The sequence below is a fragment of the Streptomyces glaucosporus genome, from assembly GCF_039533345.1.
Classification (GTDB): Bacteria; Actinomycetota; Actinomycetes; order Streptomycetales; family Streptomycetaceae; genus Streptomyces; species Streptomyces glaucosporus.
Window position 1 is genome coordinate 18,651 of sequence record NZ_BAAATJ010000041.1, and the last position, 18,616, is coordinate 37,266.

The following is an 18,616-nucleotide window of genomic DNA, read 5'->3' on the forward strand; positions in this document are numbered from 1 at the left end:
CCACGACGCCGACGGTCGTCGTGCCCGCCGCCATCACTGGGCAGTGCCGGCCAGCAGCCACCGACGCACCCGCACTTCCAGCAGCACCCGCTTGCTTCCGGGACCTGTGGGAGCGGACACGTCCCACCCGTACTTCCGCTCGAACTCCGCCACGACCTCGCGGGGAAACCCGTCATGGATCAGCGACGCGCATCCCTCGGCGACGACCGGGAACCGACCGTCCTCCAGAGCCAGCGACACACGGGGCTCCTCGCGGATGTTCCCGACCTTGACGGAGCGGTGATCCGAACCGATCCACCACCGGGAGCCCCGGTAGACGAACCAGACGGGCGTGACGTGGGCAGAGCCGTCCGGGCGCACGGTGCACAGCCAGACGTTCCGCTCCTCGGCCAGGCGCCGGCGGACGGCCGGCCCCGGCTCATCGGCGAAATCACTCATCCCGCCATCCGACCGGCAGGCGTGCCGAAGCACATCGGGCGGCACGTCGGACCATCGGCGTAAGCCCTGCGCCCCCGTCACAACCCGCGCCCTGCGCTCAGTCCCCCGGCGGCACCAGGTCCAGCCTCCGCAACCGCACCGTGCGCCGTGTGCCAACAGCAGTGCGCCGACTGCCAACGACACGGCCCAAGCCGGGCGGGAGCATGTGAGCGGGGTCCGTGGCAAGGGGGCGGAAGACCGTGCGCATCGTGCCGGGGCTTCCTGCCCGGGGCGAGGACGCGTGGGGGGCGACCCCGCACATTCCCCGACTGGACGGCCCATCGAGTGACGAGCGCGCGGACATGCGCGGACGGAGGGAGAGATCCGTGGTTCTCAAACGGTTCGAGACGGCCGCCTGCACGGTGGGGATGCTGGCCGCCGCCGTGCTGGGCCTGAGCACGACTCCGGCCGCGGCGAGCGGCGACTACAGCGGCCGGGCCTATGTCCACACCGCCTCCGGCTGGGACGACGAGGGTCTGCTGTCGACCGGCCGGCACGCGTCCTCCAACGCCACCTGTCTGTGGCAGAAGATCCTGTGGGCCGACGGTTTCCTGGAGAACTCCGACATCGACGGTGTCTTCGGCCCGAAGACCAGGGAGGCGACCGTACGGTGGCAGCGGTGGCGCGGCGCGGGAGCCGACGGAGTGGTCGGTCCGACCACCTTCTCGATGGCGGCGGCCTGGGGCCTCTGGTGGGACGGGAGCAGGACGCGGTACACCGGCAGTTCCCATGAGATCTCGATCACCGTCGACGACAGCGGCCGGTACGGGTTCTACGACGACGGCGTCCACCGGAAGGCGGGCTACGACTACCGGACCTGCAGCTGACGCCGTCGGCCCGCGGCTCTCCGCGGCGGACGGCCGGCGCGTGCCGCGGCTCGGGACACGGGCCCGGCACGCGCCGACCGGGTCGGCCGTGCGCCCCGGTGCCGCTGCGGAGGAGTGTGCGGGCACAATCGGTCGCACGGACCCGTGCCCCGCCGTCGACGGCGACCAGGGAAGGAAGAGGCGTGCCGATCGCTTTCACACTCGCTCCGATGGGCGGCGAGCACGCGGACGAGGTCCTGGCCGTCTACCGGGCGGGGATCGCGGAGGGCAATGCGACCTTCGAGACCGCCGTCCCGTCCTGGGAGGCGTTCGACAAGGCGAGGCTTCCCGCGCACCGAATGGTTGCCCTGGCAGGTGGCAGCGGGAAGGTGCTCGGGTGGATCGCCGTCTCGCCGGTTTCTTCCCGTCCCGCCTACGCCGGGGTGGTGGAGCACTCCGTGTACGTCCACCCGGACGCCCGCGGCCGGGGCGTTGCCCGTGCCCTGCTGGACGCCCTCGTCGCCTCGACGGAGCGGGCGGGGATCTGGACGGTCCAGGCGGGCGTCTTCCCGGAGAACACCGCCAGTCTGGCGCTGCACGAACGCGCCGGGTTCCGGGTGATCGGGGTACGCGAGCGGGTGGCCCGGCTGCACGGGGTGTGGCGCGATGTGCTGCTCGTCGAGCGCCGCAGCCCGGTGGTCGGCTGACGGGGGGCGGGGCCGCCCGTCGGTACGGCGCATGCCGGTCGGCCGGTGGCGGAGCGCTCCCGGGGTTCAGGGGTGTAGGGGCGGTTCCCCGGCCGGTGATCCGCATGACGCGGCGGGCGGGAGGGCAGCGCGGGGCCGCGGCCGGTCCCCCGGTCCGGTCGCGGCCCCGCGGGTCCGGGTGCCGGTCACGCGCCGCAGCAGCCGCCCGCCGGGGCCTCCCGGCCCGGTGTGGCGTCCGGGGTTTCGACGCCGAGTCGGACGAGCTGCGGCTCGGGCGCCGCGCAGCAGCCCCCGTCACCTTCGGCCGTTTCGGGGGCGTCGTACAGGCCGCTGCCGCCGCACACTCCGGTCTCGGGCAGGGTCAGCTCCACCCGGTCGGCGGCCTCGGTGTCGCCGGCCAGGGCGGCGGCGACGGAGCGGACCTGCTCGTAGCCGGTCATGGCCAGGAACGTCGGGGCGCGGCCGTAGGACTTCATGCCCACCAGGTGGATCCCGGGCTCGGGGTGGGACAGCTCACGGTGGCCGTGCGGGCGGACGGTGCCGCAGGAGTGGACGTTGGGGTCGATCAGCGGCGCGAGTTCCACCGGGGCCTGGAGGCGCTCGTCCAAGCCCAGCCGGATCTCGGAGAGGAAGGACAGGTCGGGGCGGAATCCGGTGAGCACGATCACCTCGTCCACCGGTTCCAGCCGCCGTCCGTCCTCGCCGGCCAGCACCAGCCGTCCGTCGTCGGCGCGCTCCACGGCCTCGGTGCGGAACCCGGTGACCGCCTCCGCGTGTCCGGCGTCGACGGCGGCTTTCGCCGCGAGCCCGAGCGCGCCCCGGGCGGGGAGCCGGTCGGCTTCTCCGCCGCCGAAGGTGGAGCCGGAGATGCCTCGGCGCAGGATCCACACCGCCTTCGTGCCGGCTCCGTCGTCGGATCGGGCCAGGCCGGCCAGGGAGGCCAGGGCGGTGAAGGCGGAGGCCCCGGAGCCGATGACGGCGGTGCGCCTGCCCGCGTAGCGGGCGCGGACCCCCGGGTCCGTCAGGTCGGGGACGCGGTAGACGGTGCGGTCGGCGGCCGCGCGCTCGCCGAGGGCGGGCAGGCCGTCGCCGCCGGCCGGGCCGGGGGTGGTCCAGGTACCGGAGGCGTCGATCACCGCGCGCGCCAGGACGCGTTCCTCGTGGCCGTCGGCGTACCGCACGTGGACGGTGAAGGGCTGGGCGGTGCGGCCGGCGTCGACGACGCGGTCGCGGCCCGTCCGGGAGACGCCGGTGACGGTGGCGCCGTAGCGGACGCGCTCGCCGAGGGCGTCCGCCAGCGGCTGGAGGTAGTGCTCGGCCCAGTCGGCGCCGGAGGGGTGGGTGGCCGGGTCGGGCCGGGTCCAGCCGGTCGGTGCGAGGAGCTTCTCGGCTGCCGGGTCGACGACCTCGCCCCAGGTGGAGAACAGCCTGACGTGGGACCACTCGCGCACGGCGGTACCGGCGGCCGGGCCGGTCTCCAGGACCAGGGGCTCCAGGCCGCGGTCGGTCAGGTGGGCGGCGGCGGCCAGGCCGACGGGACCGGCGCCGATCACGGCGACCGGGAGCTGCTGGGTGCTCATGGCTTTCTGTTCTCCTGCGGGCGGTGGCGGGACGGGACGGGCGGGGAGGTGGACGCGGCTCCGGGTGGCCGCCACGACCCCTTGATTTGATCTCTGTCGATACAGCTCACCTTGTCACCTGATTCGACAACTGTCAACATAGACACATGTCGAAGTCAGGGGCTGCGGAACCGTCCGCGCCCGGAAGCGTGGTGCCGCGACAGCCCGCCGCTCGCCTCCGCCGGGCTGTCGCGGACGGAGGCGGAGGGGACGGCCGGGACGTTCGAGACGCTGTCCGGTCCGGTCCGGTGCGGCTGAGGCTGTTCGCCGGAGCCGCCCCCCACCGGCGCCGGAGGTGTGCGTGTGCGACACATCCGGAGCCGGTGTCCCGGCCGGCGGTTCCCCGCCCTCCGGGGAAGCCGGGGAAGACCGGACTGCTCACCTCCGAACGGTGCGGCCCCCGGGTGATCTCGCCCGCGGCCGGCGCGGCGCCCCCGGCGGACCGCCGCAGCACCGCCTGCCGGGTCTCGCTCGCGCAGGGTCTTGGAGAAGTCGGCCGCCGCGCCCGCTGCGCACCGTCCCCCGCCGCTGCCCACCGCCACCCGTCCGGCGCTTCGGCTTCCCCCCGGAAGAACGGATCAACGGAGAGTCCAGGGTCGTATGAACGATCTGATCGTCATCGGCGCCGGCCAGTCCGGCCTGGCCACCGCGGCCCTCGCACCACGCCACGGCTTCACCCGCACCCTGGTGCTGGAGGCCGCCGATCAGGCGGGCGGGGCCTGGCCGCGCTACTACGAGCCTCACCCTCTTCTCCCCCGCCCGGTACTCCGCGCTGCCCGGGATGCGCTTCCCCGGCGACCCGGACCGGTATCCGGCCCGGGACGAGGTGGTGGCCTACCTGCGCGCCTACGCCGCCCGCCTGGACGCCGAGATCCGCACCGCCACCACCGTCACCGCCGCCGTCCGCGAGCAGGGCACCTGGGTGGTGCGGGCCGGAGACGGCCGGGAGTTCACCGCGCGGGCGCTGGTGGCGGCGACCGGCGACTACGGCACCCCGTACGTGCCGGAGCTGCCCGGCCGTGCGGAGTGCGGCGGCCGTATCCTGCACGCCGCCGACTACCGCACTCCCGAGCCCTTCGCCGGGCAGCGGGTCGTGGTGGCCGGCGGCGGCAACTCCGCGGTTCAGATCGCCGCCGAACTCGGCCCCGTCGCCGACGTCACCCTGGCCACCCGCCGTCCCGTCTGCTGGACGCCCCGGCGCCCGCTCGGCAAGGACCTGCACTGGTGGCTGGTCCGCACCGGCCTCGACGTCGCCCCGCTGGGCCGGTGGCTGCACCGGCTGCCGGTGTCGGTGCTCGACGACGGCCGCTGGCGTGCCGCCCTGGACGGGCACGGCGTGGACCGGCGGGAGATGTTCACCCGCCTCACCGCGGAGGGCGTGGTGTGGGCCGACGGCACGAAGGAAGACGTCGACACCATCCTCCTGGCCACCGGCTACCGGCCCGCCTTCCCCTACCTGGCCGGCAGCGGCGCCCTGGACGGGCACGGCCGGCCCGTCCACCGCGGCGGTCTCGCCACCACCACACCCGGGCTCGGCTTCGTCGGGCTGGAATTCCAGCGCGGCTTCTCCTCCAAGTCCCTGCGCGGGGTCGGCCGCGACGCCGCCCACGTCCTGTCCCGGCTGCGCCGCCGCCCCTGAGGAACACGCCGCAGGGCCGGGAGGACCGCCGGTCACCGGAGGACGCCGGGTACGGCCGGGACGGTGGTGGCGCGCGGAAACCGGGCAGGGACCGCTGGACGGGGTCCTCCTCACGGACGTGCCGACCGGTGTCCACGCAGGCCGTGACGGTGGACGAGGGAGTCGCCGCCCCGGGGCGTCCTCGCTCTCCGACGGTCACGCGGCAGCGGGCCCCGCACGGGCCGCCGCCCGGAAGCGCAGAGCTGGTTTCCGTGGCCGTGCGGTCTGCGCCGGCGGGCCGGCCGGCGGCCTCCCGAGCCGGTGAGGCGGTTGCGCGGGCGGGGCGGTGGAGGGGACGGGGGCTCACCCGGCCGGGCGCGGAAGCCCGATCGGGTTGGGGAAGGGCAGCGCGGCGGCGCAGGCACGGGCCAGGGGGGCGAGCAGTCGGTGCAGCCGGTCGGCCGCGGCGGGGTCCAGGGTCTGCCAGGGGCGTGCGGCGGCCCGGTCGGTGGCCTCCTCCACCCGGCGGTGGATCCGGCGTCCGGCGGGGGTGGCCGTGCCGTCGGAGGCGAGCCGGCCGCGGGCGACCAGCCGGTCCCGGGCGGCCTGCCACTGGTGGTCGCTCCACCCGCGGTTGGGCTGGAGCGCGGTGCGCGGCAGGTCGATGCCCGACCGCAGCACCAGAGTCTCGCAGCCGTCCAGCCCGGCCGCGACCCAGGCCGCGACGTGGCCGTCGCCGCGGTGCTCGCGCAGGACGGTCGCCGCGTGCCACAGCCGGCCGGCCGCGCTCCGCGGCGGGGGGAGGTCCTGGTTGGCGGCGGCCAGCACCCGGCCGGCGCAGTCCAGTTCCCCGGCCACGGGCGTCAGGAGGGCGGCGGCCTCCTCCACCAGGGGTTCGTGGCCGGCCAGCAGGCGGGCCAGCGCCGCTTCGGCGCCGTCCTGCCGGGCCCGCAGCACGCGGCCGGGCGCCGCCCTGGTCCAGACGTCGGGCACCGCCCGGGCGACCATGGCCGGGGCGAAGCCGAAGAACGCGGCGGTGACCGGCCCCGGGCCGACCGCGCCCAGCGGGGCGGCACGTCCGGCGAAGTACCCCCGCCAGAAGCCGCGCAGCCCGGCCGCCTCGAACGCGGACCGGGCCTGCGGGGCGAAGTAGGTCACCGCGTGCACCGGTTCGATCAGGGCCCACAGCGCGCGGGCCGTCCGCTCGGGGTCCTCCACGCCGCCACCTCCAGCCGGGCCCCGGCCCGTCCGGGAAACGCCCTCTCCGGTGCTGCCCGCGGCGGACCGGGCGGCAAACCCCGGCCGGCGGACAGCCGGGCGGTGGACCTCCGGCCCGAGGGACCGGGCCGTCGTCCAGAATCGGGGCATGGACGTCCCCAGGCTGCTGGAAGCGGCTTCGCTGCTGGTCCCGGAGGAGGCCGCCACCGAGAACGACCTCACGGTGAACGACGTCTGGGAGCACCTCGCCCACGACGAGTGGGAAGTGGCTCTGCAGCTGCTGGAGGAACTCGGCGACGCCCAGCCGCTTCCGCTCGGCTTCTGGCAGGACCTCGCCAGGGCCGCCGAGCAGATGCGACTGGACAGGAGCGCGGCCTGGTGCCACTGGCGCTGCTACGAGACCCGGCACGGCATCATCCGGGCCGACCTCGCTCTCGGGCCTGCCGACGAGGCCCGCCGGCGGAGCCCCCTGCCGGGAGCCGGTGTCCTCCGGCCGATGTGGAACATCGGGAACCGGGCCCCCGACGGCGGGCCGGGCCTCGACATCGCCGCCCTCTGGGTGGAGTTCGCGCCCTGCCTGGAGCCCGGCGGGCGGGCCGCGGTGCGTCTGGCTCCACTGGAACCGTCGAGGTGGCGGCACCTCCGGCCCGGCCACGTGATCACCATGCACGAGGACCGGACCGTCGCCGGAACGGCGGTCGTCCTGGACGTCCGACGCCCGCCGGCCCCGGCCACCGCATAGCGGGAGGGCGGCGGTCAGGAGGGCGCGGCGGCGGTGCGGCCGCCCGTGACGCGCAGCAGGTCCAGCCTGCCCGCATCACTGCTTCCGGTCGCGGCCGTGTAGGCGACCATGCGCAGGTCCACGTCGGGGACGACGAGAATGTCGCAGTCGAGCAGGATGTCGCCGACCTCCGGGTGCCGGACCGTCTTCCGGTCGGTCGTGTGCCGGGTGGCGGCCGTCCGCGCGGCCCGGTGACGGGCGAAGGCGTCGGACGCGTCCCTCAGCTCCCTCACGAGACGATCGAGCCCGGCGTCCCCGGGACAGCGGGACACGGCGTCCTTGAGGTCGGCGACGATCGACGCTTCGAAGGCGTCCTGCCCGCGCTCGGGCCGGACGGGACGCATCATGGCGCGGGCGGCACCGTCGCCGAACAGGGCGCGGGCCAGGTTCCGTCCGGCGGGCGGAACGGCGGCGGGGTCGCCGTGCAGGGCGCTCCACATGGCGTTCCACCACACCAGGGTCCAGTCGGCGGTGAACACCCCGGTCGGGACGCCGCCCAGGCGGGCGGCCGGCCGCTGGATCCCCGCGGGCACATGGGACCGTTCCGTCCTGGGGCGGCAGGAGACCGGCGCCGCGGTACAGCCGGTCGCGTTCGTCCCGCGAGAGCTGGAGAGCCCGGCCAGCTGCGCGAGTTCCTCGCGGCGCAGTCCCGGGGCGCGACGGCCGCCGGTCACGGTGAAGCCGGCGTCGGCCGGGGAGAGGCGGTCGCGCCAGGCGCGCAGGAGCTCGGCGAACGCGGAGCGGGAGGAAGCCATGGACCCCTTCTCTCCGTGCGGCGCCGCATCAGCCTCTCGGCGCCACCGAGGCTCCGTCCGGGGCGTACGTCGACCGCGGCCGTGCGACCCGCTCGTCGGCGGAGCCCTACGACCCGCAGCGTGAGCGCGAACTGTGGGGCGCCGCCGAACGGTTCACCGCGACGTGGGCCGCCCGGTGGACCGGGCGGCTGCCACCGCGGTCCCGGTGCCCGCGGGTGGAGGAGCGGCGACACCCGCTCCTCCACCGAGGACGCGGTGGGCGGGCAGGCAGCCCGAGGAGTCGGTGGTCCCGCCCCGTCGCCCGGGAAGGTCTCACCGCGTCCGGCGTTCCAGTTCCGCCTGCAGCGCCCGCTCCAGCCAGAGGTAGTCCTCCTGGGGGGTCGGGCGCGGCCGGTGGCCTCTGACGGTGGACAGCAGCCGGCGGAAGCGCCGGGCGTCCGCGGTGAGCCCTGCCCGCAGCGCCGTGAGGACCTCTCCCCTGTCCGCGTCGTGGAACAGCCGGGTCAGCACCGCCGAGGCTTCGCGTCCCGCCGGGTCCACCCCCTTCTCGCGGGCCTCGCCGACGGCCTGCACGACCTGTCTGGTGCCCCAGAGGGAGGAGCCGGGCCGCCCGGGCGCGCTCAGTTCGAGCATCCGCCGCATGCGCGTGCGGAAGTCCGGGTCTCCGAGGAGTTCGGCGAGTTCGAGCCAGGCGTCCACCTGCTCGGGGGACGGGTCGTCGGGCAGTTCGAGGGGCGAGCGCCGGAGGCGCTCGGCCAGGTCCGGGGCGCCCTCCAGTCCTGCGGACACCTCTGTCATGAAGTCCTGGATGATTTTCCGGCGTTCGCCGGTAGAGAGCCGGGCCAGCTTGTTCACGAGCGTTGTCTCCTCGGTGGTGGATCCGCGCTGGACGATCACGGACAGAACGGCCCGGTTCACCTCGAGCGCGCGGATCTGCGCGTCCACAGCCGCGATGTGGCCGGCCGCCACCTCCGCGACCGTCATCTCACGGCGCAGGACGCGGCGCACTTCTTCCAGGCCCAGGCCCAGTTGCCGGAGGCTGCGGATGAGGTCGAGACGCATCACGGCGTCGGCTCCGTACAGGCGGTAGCCGCCGGCGGACCGTCGTTCCGGGGCGAGCACACCGATGTCCGACCAGTAGCGGACGCTGCGGACGGCCACACCCGTCCGGTCGGCGAGCTGCCCGATGGTGAGCAGGGGTTCGTCGTTCACCCTGGGAAGTCTGGACCTTCCACCCACTGGAGACTCAACACCGCCGCCCCGGCGGCTGCGCTCGGCGGCACGGCCGCCGCGAGGCCCGGTCCGAGCGGCCGCCCGGAAGCCGAATCGGCGACGCGGACGCCCCGGCGGACGCCACGGGCGGGGAGGCGGCCGCGGCCCGTGGATCCGGTCCCCGTCCCCGATGAGGAGGCGCGCGCCGCCCTTCGGGGGGCGGCGCGGCCGTGATCCTCTCAGCCGCGCACCCGGTCGCCGGCGTTCTCCGGGTGCGCCCCGTCCGCCGGGTGCTCGGGCTCCCAGCGCAGCAGGTCCCCCGGCTGGCACTCGAGCACTTCGCAGAGCGCGGCGAGCGTGGTGAAGCGGACCGCCTTGGCCCGGCCGTTCTTGAGCACCGCCAGGTTGGCGGGGGTGATCCCCACGCGGTCCGCGAGCTCGCCCACGGACATCTTCCGCCTGGCGAGCATCACGTCGATGTCGACGACGATCGGCATCAGATCACCTCGGCCAGCTCGGCCCGCATCCGCGCCGCCTCGACGTCGCGTGCGACGGCCTGGGCGAGCAGCATCCGCAGCACCAGGACGACGAGCGCGATGCCGAGGACCGCCAGGGAGACCCCGCCCAGCAGGAGCACGACGCCGGGGGCCACGGCCTCGCCCGGTGCCAGGACCACCCCGAGCGCGAACACCAGGAGAGCGGCCGCCGTGAACGCGCCGATCACGATGTGCACGTACCGGAAGGCGGCGTGGGAGAACACCGTTCCGCGCCGCACCATCGTCACCAGCCGCCACACGCAGACCAGGACGGTCTGAGCCGTCACGATGCCCAGGACCACGATCACGAGGATCGGTGTGCCCCTGTCCGCGAGGGCGCTCTCCTCCAGATCGGTGGCCAGCAGCACGACCATCACCGTCTGGACGAACACCGAACCGGCGAGCAGCGCTGCGAGCACGGCGCGCAGCGCGAGCACAGTCAGTTTTCCCATCGACACCCCTCCACTCGAATAACGATATGAATCTATCGAGAATCGATAGGCAGGGCAAGGGGTGGTCCGTCGGGAGCGCATCGACGGACCGACTCTGGGAGGCCCCGGCACGGAACGCCGCACGGGTTGCCGCCGGCGCACCGGGGCGAGGCCCGGGCGCCTTCGGGATCAGGAGGCCCTGGCCCGCTGTGTGACGGCGATGCAGGCGAGCACGGCGGCAGCGGTGAGCGGGGCGGCGGCGTCGCCCTCACTCCTGGCGACAGCTGCTACCCCGCCGACAGCAGTGCTCCCCACATCCGGATCAGCTATGTGGCGGCGCCGTCGGCCGCGGACGTCGACGGCGCCATCCGCCGCCTGGCGCCCGTCCTCGCGGAACCGTGGACAGCTCCGCCTCGCCGGCGCCGTGCCGGAGGGGCGTCTCAGCGGTGCCGTGCGAGGAAGGCCTCGACCTCGTCGCGACGGGCGAGCGAGGGCTGGGCGCCTGCCCGTGTGGTGCTGATCGCCGCGGCAGCGCAGGCCCAGCGGACGGCCTCCTCCAGGGTGCGGCCCTCCGCGAGGGCGACGGCGAGCGCGCCGCAGAAGGAGTCGCCGGCGGCGGTGGTGTCCACGGGCCGGACGGGGAAGGCCGGGATGTGCAGGTGCGAGGCGCCTTCGAGGAGGAGCACCCCGTCCCCGCCGAGCGTGACGGTCACCGCGGCCGCCCAGGTCAGCCCGCGGGCCGCGGCGACGACGTCCTCGACCGTCTCCGGCACGGGCCTGCCGGAGAGGGCCGCCAGCTCCGTGCGGTTGGGTACCAGCAGGTCGACATGGGGCGGCGGGACCGCGCCGGCGACCGCGGGGGCCGGGTTGTGGAGCACGATGCCGCCGGCCAGCCGCGCGGCGGCGTGGTTGGCCTCGTCCGGGACCTCCTGCTGGAGGACGGTGACGGCCGCCTTCCGCAGCAGGTCCTCGGCGGCTTCGCAGTCGGCGGCGCCCAGCCGGGAGTTGGCGCCGGGACTGACGATGATGGAGTTCTCGCCCGCCGGGTCGACGGCGATCAGGGCGCGTCCGGTCGGCACGCCCGGGGTGCGGGCGATGTGGGTGGTGTCCACGCCCTCCTCCCGGACGGCGTCGAGCAGGACACCGGCCGCGCCGTCCTCGCCGATCCGGCCGACGAGGGCGGCGTTCCCGCCGAGCCGGGCGGCGGCGACCGCCTGGTTGGCGCCCTTGCCGCCGGGGTGCAGGGCGATGTCACCGCCGAGGACCGTCTCGCCGGGCACCGGATGCCCGGGAACCGGTACGACGAGATCCAGGTTGAGGCTTCCGACGACTGCGATCACTGGTCTCCCTCCGGGGCGCGGGGCGCGCCGGCCGTCCGGCCGGTCGCGTCGGTGGCCGGCAGCCCCGCCCATGAGGGCTTACCCCGTCGCCGGGCGGCGGATCGCCGGGGGCGGCGTCCGCGTACGCGGTCGTTCGACGGCGGGTCATCCGCCTGCCTGCGGCCCGGGGGACGCCCGGGGGCACCACCGCGGCCGGACTGGTGGCCGCGGCGGTGCCGCCGGGCGCGCAGAGGAGCCGGGTGAGCGTGTCGGCCGGCGACGCGCCCGAGCCGACGACCGGCCGGGCCGGATGCCCGGTCCGGCTACTTCACTCCCTCTCCCCCGCCGTGCGCGTCGTGAACGGCAGCACGAGCCGGGAGGGGTGCGCGGTGTCGCGGTAGATCTTGTCGGTGACGGTGAGCGGCGCCTGGTAGAAGCCGCCGGGGGCGGCGTACTCGGCGCCCATGGGCTTGGGCTAGGAGGAGAGCTTGCGGCGCGGGCGGAGGTGGAGCGAGGTGTACTCGGTCTCCTTCGGCGGCCACTGCGCGCCGGTGACCACCTCGCGCGATCCCTCGACGAAGACGCTCACCGCCGGCTCGTCCATGACTCCGTTGCCGATGCCCTTGAGCCAGTACTCGTACCAGCGGAACATCTTGTCGTGCTCCTCGGCGAAGGGGCGCGACTGCATCGGCGGGTAGGGGCCGATGTCGAGCTTCTTCGGGCCCTTCAGCGAGTTGAACAGCTCGATGGTGCCGTCCATCGTCCGGCCCCGGCCCTGGTCGGTCTGGAGCCGGACGGGGATGTCGATGCCGGGAGCGAGCGTGATCGGGTTGCGCTCCTCGTACCACTCGCCGTCGAGCTCGTTCATCACGATGTCCAACCAGGCCCCGTGGTTCTTCGGGTGGTTCAGCACGTGCACCGGGTTCGGCCAGGCGGCCACGTCCGGGTCATTCAGCCGCCGGGCGACGCGCTCCCTGATCTCCTCGGGAGGGTGGGTCTCGAGCATGCGGGACTTGACCCGTCCACCCGGTGGCCCGGCAGCAGCTCGTCGGCGACGACGTGGTCGGCTCCGACTGCGTCGCCTACCGGGCGGCCGTCCCGATCGAGCGGGTGCGGGAGAACGGCATCACGGGGAAGAACGTCACCGTCTACGTCGGACCTCGCTGCCACTTCGTCCAGTACGCGCTGCGGGGCGAAAAGATGTTCAATCAGGTGGCCGTGTTCGAGTCGCCGAAGGCCCTGGCCGGGCGGGAGGACTGGGGCACGCCCGACGAGCTCGACGCGGCCTTCGCGGACACCTGCGACAACGTGAGCCGGGGCATTCCGCTGATGTGGCGGGACCGCTGGTGGCGCATGTTCGACCGCGACCCGATCGGGGCGTGGGTGCACGGACGCATCGCCCGGCAGTCCGCCGGGAACGGCGGCCGGCCGGACTGGGACGCGGCTCCGGTCTCCTACGAGGCGGTCCGCGTCGAGCACTGCCGGCGGGTGGTGACCACGGCGCGCGCCTGGGGTGAGCTGTGGCACCTGGACGGGACCGAGCGGCTGCGGCGCAACGCGATCATGCGTGCGCGGGACGTCCGCGACTACGGCTTCACCGACTGGGTCTACGGCCCCACCGCGCTGACTCCGGACGAGGAGCCGTCCATGTTCACTCCCATCCCGCCGGCCTCGGCCCGGATCGAGGAGGTCCGGGAGGCGGAGTCCGCCGGGGCGGGCACCGGCGCGGCACGCCCTCCGGGGCCCTGACGGCTTCGGGCGGGGGCCGTCGGATGCGACGGCCCCCGCCCGGTGCGGCCGGCGGCGCGCGGTGATCACGGCGGTGCCGGGGGTGCTGCCGTTGCCCGAAGGGCCCGGGGACGCCGGTCCCGGACGGGCAGCGGGGTCACACCGCTATCCGGCGTAGGTCTCGTACTCGGCGATCCTGGGCGTGCCGGTCGAGCTGGTGATCTCGAAGGTGATCTTGCGCAGCGAGGTCCGGGGGAAGGAGATGACGCCCGCCTTGCTGCCGGAGGCCAGGACGGCGCCGGTGTCGGCGTTGACGACCCTCCAGGACCCGATGTTGCCCACGGAGCCCGCGGCCTCCCGGATGTTGATCGTGGAGACCGCGGTCGGGGAGCCCCACTTGATCGAGACGGCACCGGTCGAGCCGGCCGGCGACCAGTAGGTGTTCATGTTGCCGTCCCGCACGTTGCCGTAGCTCGTCCCGTCTGCCTTGCTGGATCCGTCGGCACCGGCTCCGAGGCTGAGGTTGGTTCCGCCGGGCTGGGTCGGCGTGGCGGTGGGAGTGGGGGTGGTGGGCGTCGGCGAGGGGCTGGTCGGCGTGGCCGTGGGCGTCGGCGACGGCGTCTGCGGCGAGCAGTCGCCGTCCGACACCTTCAGTCCCTTGTCGGCTCCCGCGGTCTGGCTCACGATGCCCGGCACGCACCCGGCGTCGTCGGGGTTGTAGGAGTAGGGGATGTTGACGGTGGTGTTGGACTTCGGGTCGGGCCCCGCGGGGTTGTTGTCGCCACCGGGCTCGGACCAGGTCACGTTGTCGAAGATGTTGCCACTGACCTGCCAGTAGCCGGCGGCGTCGGTGTAGAAGGTGCCCAGGACGTCCTTGGAGTCCTCGAAGTAGTTGTTGTCCACCTTGGCGCGGGCTCCGGCCCGGGAGTTGATGCCGGACTCGTTGAGGCTCACGTAGTGGTTGTTGTAGATGTGGGCGATGCCGCCCCGCAGCAGGGGTGTACGGGAGTCGATGTTCTCGTACCGGTTGTGGTGGAACGTGACGTAGCCGTTCGAGGTGTCGCTCTCGCTGGAGCCGATGAGGCCGCCGCGGCCGGAGTTGCGCAGGATGCTGTAGGACAGGGTCACGTACTGGGTGTTGTCCTTCATGTCGAAGAGGCCGTCGAACCCCTCCGACTCGCCGCCCGACGCCTCCAGTGTGACGTGGTCGACCCAGACGTTGCGGACGTTGCTCTCCATGCCGATGGCGTCACCGCCGTTGGAGGTGGGCGAGCCCGACTTCTTGACGTTCCGCACGGTCACGTTCTGGATGATGATGTTGCTGGAGTCCCGGATGTGGATGCCCAGCTGGTCGAAGACGGCACCGCTGCCGACCCCGACGATCGTGACGTTGCTGATCTGCTTGAGCTCGATCACGCCGGCGGCGGTGCTGCAGCTGTCGCCCGACACCTTGGCGGTGTTGCCGTGGTTGATGGTCCCCTCGACCTGGATGATGATCGGGGTGCTGCGGCTGGCCCGGTTGCACAGGGCCTGGTGGATCGCGGTTCCCGTGGTGGCGCGCACCGTCTGCCCGCCCGCGCCGCCGGTGGTCCCGCCGTTCTGCGTCGCGTAGCCGGTGGCGCCGCTGGGGGCCGCCGACGCCTCGGGCATCGACAGCGCCACACCGGTCCCGACCGCCACGGCCATCGTGGCCAGTCCCGCAGAGAGTCGCAGTGCGACCGATCGTCTCATTCCCGACTTCCTTCTTTCCGTTGCCGAATGCCGGACACTTCTCTTCATGCCATGGGCATGACATAAGACTGTCAAGACTGCCGCCCTGTCGCCGGGCCGGTCGCCGACCGGTCCGGAAGCGGACGCTCTTCCCGCCGCGGGTCGGTTCCGCGCTTCCACCGCGGCGCGGACGTTCGGGGTCTTCGACGCCGGCCGCGGGGGCGCCGCAGCCGCGCTCCCCCGCCCGCGCCACCGTTCGCACTGCCGGGCGGCACCGGCGCGGGGACCGCCGGGACCGGCGGCGCGATCGGCCGCCTGTTACGGGAGAACGCCACCGTCGAAACCGCGACGGACAGCGCGGCACGTCTTCGTTGTGGGGGGTACGCCCTTTCTATCCATGGCGCAGCGGCACCCCGGGCGGGGCCCAGCGCCGGATCGATAGCGGCTCACGTACAAGGTCACGGTGGGGTGCCGCGACGGCTGCCTTCACCGGAACGGTCCCCTGAACCGGGAAAGCGCTTTCCTCGGCGAGGATAGGGTGACATCTGACGGGCTGGCAAGGTTCCGTACAGTTGCGGAATACACCCTTCCGGCCCCCTTCGGCGGTCGCCGTCCGCGGTCGCCCTCGGTCCCGCCGGCAGTCGAACCGGGTGCCGGTCGCACAGCGGGCCCGGGCGGTCGCACGTGCGGCCCGGCGTGTCCGCCGGGGCCGCGTTCGCGTGCGTGTGGCGCTGGGCCCCGTGGACGGCCCGGAACCCGGGTACGCCGGAACGGGGGCCGGGCGCCGGGCCGTCCACGGGCCGGTCCGGGTCACGCGCCCCGGTCGGCCTCCCGGGCCGCGCGCTCCAGCCGGTTCCGGTACTCCTCCCACCACGCCCGGTCGCCCGGCGGCATGCTGTCGTTGTCCTGGCGCATGCCGACGGCGCCGTCCATGAGTTCCCGGATGATGTCGGCGTGGCCGGCGTGCCGGTGGGTGTCGGCGATCACGCGCACCACGGCGTGATGCAGCGTCACCTCGTTCCTCTCACCGGGCCACCACGGCACCCTGCCGACCGTGTCCAGCGGCAGTGCCTCGATCGTCGCGTCCGCGTGCGCCCATGCCCGGCGGTAGAGGTCCACGATGTACTGGCGCGACTCGTCGGCGGTGGCCCACATGTCCCCGTTGGTCTCGGCGGCGTCCTCGAGCCAGGGCAGTGGTTCGCCGGACGGCCGGCCGAAGGTGTCGCCGAGGTAGCCCAGTTCCACCCCGGCCGCGTGTTTCACCAGGCCCAGGAGGTTGGTGCCGGTCGGTGTCGACGGGCGGCGGATGTCGTACTCCGAGAGTCCTTCGAGTTTCCACAGCAGGGCGTCGCGGGCGGACTGCAGGTAGAAGCGGAGGTCGGTCTTGGGATCCGGTGCGGTCATGGGCGGAGTCTGTCACCCGCACGATCTCCGTTCACCGCCCGCGGCGGACCAGAGGCCTCGCCGCGGCGCGCAATGACCGTCCCCCGCACGGCGGTTGACGCTCCGGCGGACTGCCCGCCCGTGACGCCGGAAACGGTCCGCTCCCCCGTTCCGCCCCCGGCCCGTCGCGCGGTGCCTACTGCACGACCTGGCGATGGGGGTGGTCGAAGGACTCGGGGCACAGATAGACCTGCAGGGTGCGGCCGGCCAGCCAGGGACCCGCGTGCTCGGGGCAGGTGGGCCACGGCTCGTCCGCCGGCCACAGCAGCGGCCCGCCCACGGAATTGTCGGCCGCCGTCGGCGCGCCCGGTCGCGGGTGCAGGCGGACGGCGGTACGCGCCAGCGGCGCCAACTCCGGGAAGACGGCGGCGATGTCGACGGGGCGGGGAGGCGTCGTACGGGGCACGGGACGAGGTTACGAGTTGGTGCGCGACAGCGGAGATCGGCCATCGGGGGTCGAAGGCCGAGCGGGACCGTGAGCATCCCGGACGCGTTATCCGATTCCTGCTATCAGGATCGTGACGGACAGCGCCAGCGCGCCGAGGCCGCCGACCATACCCGCAATCGTGGCGTCCCGACGGTCGGCCACTGCGCTCAAATGGGTTCGTGCGGCGAGCACGAGGGCGGCCCCTCCGGCCACGAACCACGGTCCCCACAGATACGTGTACCAGCGGTTGACCGACTGCAGGTCGGGGTCGATGTCGATTGCGTGTGTCTGTACGAGCAGCCCGTGTCCGATGAATTCCGCTCCATGCCAGACGAGCAGAACCGCCGCGCCCCATGCCATCAGTTGCAGGAGGCGGTTCATGCCGCGTCCCCAGACGTGACGGTGCACCAGCCCCAGGCCCAACAGTCCGCCGACGACTTTGAGCACGCCCGTCGCCCACAACACCGCGATGAAGCCGGGATCCCGCTCCCGGGCCTGCTCGAGCAGCGACGGCGCAAGCGTTGAGGAGGCCCCGGTCAGGCCGCCCATCGCCCAGTAGAAGCTCGGAACGGCGAAGGCGAATCCCCACACGGCAGCGGCGTACCCAGGCCATCTGGCCGGACGGTTCGCTGTATCAGGACGCAGATTCATGATCGCGATTCTGCCCGGCCCCTCAACGCCCCGCTGCGACTTCGGCCATGACGTGACACCGGTCATAAGGGTTCTTCGCGTGTGACCAAGAAGCGGGCCCGTGCGGCCTTGTCCCATCCTGCCTTCTGCGGTGTCTCCCGTACCAATCTCGGCGACTTGATCAAGGAGTTGGCAGACCCGTGGCTTGCTCGGTGCGGGTCAGCACTGGATGAGCGGCGTGGTGCCGGGCGGCGACGGGGGGCCGGTGCCGGACCGGAGTACGGCCCGGTCTTCACCGACCGGGCGCTGGTCGCCCTGGTGCATCTGCGCACGGGGCTCCCCCATGCCGCGCCGGCCGCGCTGTACGGCACCGCCCGTTCCACGGTTTCCCGGGCCATCGGCGGGATCCGCCCGCTGCTGGCGGCGCGCGGCTTCGCCCTCCCGACCGCCCCGGTGTCCGGCTGCGGAACGACGGAGCCGAGTACCGAACTGGCGCCGGCCCGGCAGGCGGCCTGCTGATCAGCCATCAGCCGACCCGCCGGGCCGGCACGCCCCTGCCTCGATCGCGGACCGAGTCGTTAGCGTCCGGATCCGGCCACCTGTTCCCGGGCGCCGGACCCGCGGGCCCGCGGCCGTGCCGGTGCCGCCCGGTGGGTCGATTACCCGCGGGGTAATCGACCCGCCGGGCGGTCTGTCGCAGGGTTGTCCCGTCGCCGCACCGATGCGGCGGCAGCCCGATCCCCGCGCGGAAGGAACCGCCCGTGAACGTGTACGAGAGCGCCGTCGAACGCTACTTCGCCGCCTGGAACACCCTCGCCCCCGAGGACCTCGCCGAGGCCGTCGCCCGGGCCTGGACGGAGGACGGCGCCTACACCGACCCCCTGGTCCGGGCGCGCGGCCACGAGCAGCTCGCGGCCGTCATCGCCGCGGTGCACGAGCAGTTCCCCGGCTTCGAGTTCCGGCCGACCGGGAAGGTCGACGGCCACCACGACATCGCCCGCTTCACGTGGGACCTGGTCTCCACCGCCGACGGTTCCTCGCCCGCCGCCGGTTTCGACGTCATCACCCTGGCCGAGGACGGGCGCATCGTCTCCGTACAGGGGTTCCTGGACCGGGCCCCGGGGGCCTGACGCCGCCGCCCCGGCCGCGCCGCCGCCCCGTGCGGCGGGGCGGCGGCGCGGCGGGCGCGGGACGGTGGC

19 protein-coding genes and 3 pseudogenes are annotated in these 18,616 nt (G+C 74.1%); 8 read left to right on the forward strand and 14 right to left on the reverse strand.

What is annotated here, in order from left to right; genetic code table 11:
• Positions 1-33: 33 nt before the first annotated feature.
• Positions 34-438, reverse strand: a complete 405-nt coding sequence (locus tag ABD358_RS27515) for a pyridoxamine 5'-phosphate oxidase family protein (protein WP_344633874.1) — start codon at positions 436-438, stop codon at positions 34-36.
• A gap of 365 nt (positions 439-803) precedes the next feature.
• On the opposite strand from ABD358_RS27515, the gene ABD358_RS27520 reads away from it, so the two are divergent.
• On the forward strand, positions 804-1,304 hold the full coding sequence (locus tag ABD358_RS27520) for a peptidoglycan-binding domain-containing protein (RefSeq protein WP_344633875.1): 501 nt from the start codon (positions 804-806) through the stop codon (positions 1,302-1,304).
• Positions 1,305-1,513: 209 nt separating this feature from the next.
• Entirely contained in the window at positions 1,514-1,990 is a 477-nt protein-coding gene (locus ABD358_RS27525) for a GNAT family N-acetyltransferase (RefSeq protein WP_344633892.1), read from the forward strand.
• Positions 1,991-2,175: 185 nt separating this feature from the next.
• On the opposite strand, the gene ABD358_RS27530 is transcribed toward ABD358_RS27525, so the two are convergent.
• Positions 2,176-3,570, reverse strand: a complete 1,395-nt coding sequence (locus ABD358_RS27530) for an NAD(P)-binding domain-containing protein (RefSeq protein ID WP_344633876.1) — start codon at positions 3,568-3,570, stop codon at positions 2,176-2,178.
• Between the two features lie 639 nt (positions 3,571-4,209).
• On the opposite strand from ABD358_RS27530, the pseudogene ABD358_RS27535 reads away from it, so the two are divergent.
• Both ABD358_RS27535 and ABD358_RS27540 read left to right on the forward strand, forming a co-directional pair.
• Positions 4,210-4,287: pseudogene (locus ABD358_RS27535) on the forward strand (hypothetical protein); the annotation flags it as partial.
• 103 nt (positions 4,288-4,390) lie between these two features.
• Positions 4,391-5,248 (forward strand): flavin-containing monooxygenase, encoded by an 858-nt coding sequence (locus tag ABD358_RS27540; RefSeq protein ID WP_344633877.1) that lies wholly within the window; start codon positions 4,391-4,393, stop codon positions 5,246-5,248.
• 342 nt (positions 5,249-5,590) lie between these two features.
• Here ABD358_RS27540 and ABD358_RS27545 read toward each other — a convergent pair whose 3' ends face one another.
• Entirely contained in the window at positions 5,591-6,445 is an 855-nt protein-coding gene (locus tag ABD358_RS27545) for an SCO6745 family protein (RefSeq protein WP_344633878.1), read from the reverse strand.
• 148 nt (positions 6,446-6,593) lie between these two features.
• Here ABD358_RS27545 and ABD358_RS27550 point away from each other — a divergent pair, with 148 nt between their 5' ends.
• The gene (locus ABD358_RS27550; protein WP_344633879.1) at positions 6,594-7,187 is read left to right on the forward strand and encodes a hypothetical protein; all 594 of its coding nucleotides are present in this window, start codon (positions 6,594-6,596) and stop codon (positions 7,185-7,187) included.
• Positions 7,188-7,201: 14 nt separating this feature from the next.
• On the opposite strand, the gene ABD358_RS27555 is transcribed toward ABD358_RS27550, so the two are convergent.
• From ABD358_RS27555 to ABD358_RS27585, 7 genes are all read right to left on the reverse strand, one after another.
• The gene (locus tag ABD358_RS27555; RefSeq protein ID WP_344633880.1) at positions 7,202-7,981 is read right to left on the reverse strand and encodes an MmyB family transcriptional regulator; all 780 of its coding nucleotides are present in this window, start codon (positions 7,979-7,981) and stop codon (positions 7,202-7,204) included.
• A 312-nt stretch (positions 7,982-8,293) separates the two neighbouring features.
• Positions 8,294-9,193, reverse strand: coding sequence for a MerR family transcriptional regulator (locus ABD358_RS27560; protein WP_344633881.1), 900 nt, complete (start codon positions 9,191-9,193; stop codon positions 8,294-8,296).
• Positions 9,194-9,432: 239 nt separating this feature from the next.
• Positions 9,433-9,690, reverse strand: coding sequence for a helix-turn-helix domain-containing protein (locus tag ABD358_RS27565; RefSeq protein ID WP_344633882.1), 258 nt, complete (start codon positions 9,688-9,690; stop codon positions 9,433-9,435).
• Positions 9,690-10,181 carry a DUF2975 domain-containing protein gene (locus ABD358_RS27570; protein WP_344633883.1) on the reverse strand — a complete coding sequence of 164 codons (492 nt, stop codon included), beginning with the start codon at positions 10,179-10,181 and terminating at the stop codon, positions 9,690-9,692. The genes ABD358_RS27565 and ABD358_RS27570 overlap by 1 nt, the downstream gene beginning before the upstream one ends.
• A gap of 419 nt (positions 10,182-10,600) precedes the next feature.
• Positions 10,601-11,500, reverse strand: coding sequence for a ribokinase (locus tag ABD358_RS27575; RefSeq protein WP_344633884.1), 900 nt, complete (start codon positions 11,498-11,500; stop codon positions 10,601-10,603).
• A 307-nt stretch (positions 11,501-11,807) separates the two neighbouring features.
• Positions 11,808-11,945: a hypothetical protein gene (locus ABD358_RS27580; protein ID WP_344633885.1), complete on the reverse strand. Its 138-nt coding sequence runs from the start codon at positions 11,943-11,945 to the stop codon at positions 11,808-11,810.
• A 9-nt stretch (positions 11,946-11,954) separates the two neighbouring features.
• Positions 11,955-12,485: a hydrolase CocE/NonD family protein gene (locus tag ABD358_RS27585; protein ID WP_344633886.1), complete on the reverse strand. Its 531-nt coding sequence runs from the start codon at positions 12,483-12,485 to the stop codon at positions 11,955-11,957.
• 14 nt (positions 12,486-12,499) lie between these two features.
• On the opposite strand from ABD358_RS27585, the pseudogene ABD358_RS27590 reads away from it, so the two are divergent.
• Positions 12,500-13,228 (forward strand): annotated as a pseudogene (locus ABD358_RS27590) (FAD-dependent monooxygenase); the annotation flags it as partial.
• A 144-nt stretch (positions 13,229-13,372) separates the two neighbouring features.
• Here ABD358_RS27590 and ABD358_RS27595 read toward each other — a convergent pair.
• The 4 genes and pseudogenes from ABD358_RS27595 to ABD358_RS27610 form a co-directional block, all read right to left on the reverse strand.
• On the reverse strand, positions 13,373-14,938 hold the full coding sequence (locus tag ABD358_RS27595) for a pectate lyase family protein (protein WP_344633887.1): 1,566 nt from the start codon (positions 14,936-14,938) through the stop codon (positions 13,373-13,375).
• 789 nt (positions 14,939-15,727) lie between these two features.
• Positions 15,728-16,321, reverse strand: coding sequence for a DinB family protein (locus ABD358_RS27600; protein WP_344633888.1), 594 nt, complete (start codon positions 16,319-16,321; stop codon positions 15,728-15,730).
• 265 nt (positions 16,322-16,586) lie between these two features.
• A pseudogene (locus tag ABD358_RS27605) lies at positions 16,587-16,766 on the reverse strand (hypothetical protein); the annotation flags it as partial.
• 87 nt (positions 16,767-16,853) lie between these two features.
• Entirely contained in the window at positions 16,854-17,438 is a 585-nt protein-coding gene (locus tag ABD358_RS27610) for a DUF3995 domain-containing protein (protein WP_344633889.1), read from the reverse strand.
• Positions 17,439-17,519: 81 nt separating this feature from the next.
• On the opposite strand from ABD358_RS27610, the gene ABD358_RS27615 reads away from it, so the two are divergent.
• Together ABD358_RS27615 and ABD358_RS27620 are read left to right on the forward strand one after the other, a co-directional pair.
• The gene (locus ABD358_RS27615; protein ID WP_344633890.1) at positions 17,520-17,936 is read left to right on the forward strand and encodes a helix-turn-helix domain-containing protein; all 417 of its coding nucleotides are present in this window, start codon (positions 17,520-17,522) and stop codon (positions 17,934-17,936) included.
• 242 nt (positions 17,937-18,178) lie between these two features.
• Complete coding sequence (locus tag ABD358_RS27620; protein ID WP_344633891.1) at positions 18,179-18,547, forward strand: nuclear transport factor 2 family protein; 369 nt, start codon at positions 18,179-18,181, stop codon at positions 18,545-18,547.
• Positions 18,548-18,616 lie beyond the last annotated feature (69 nt).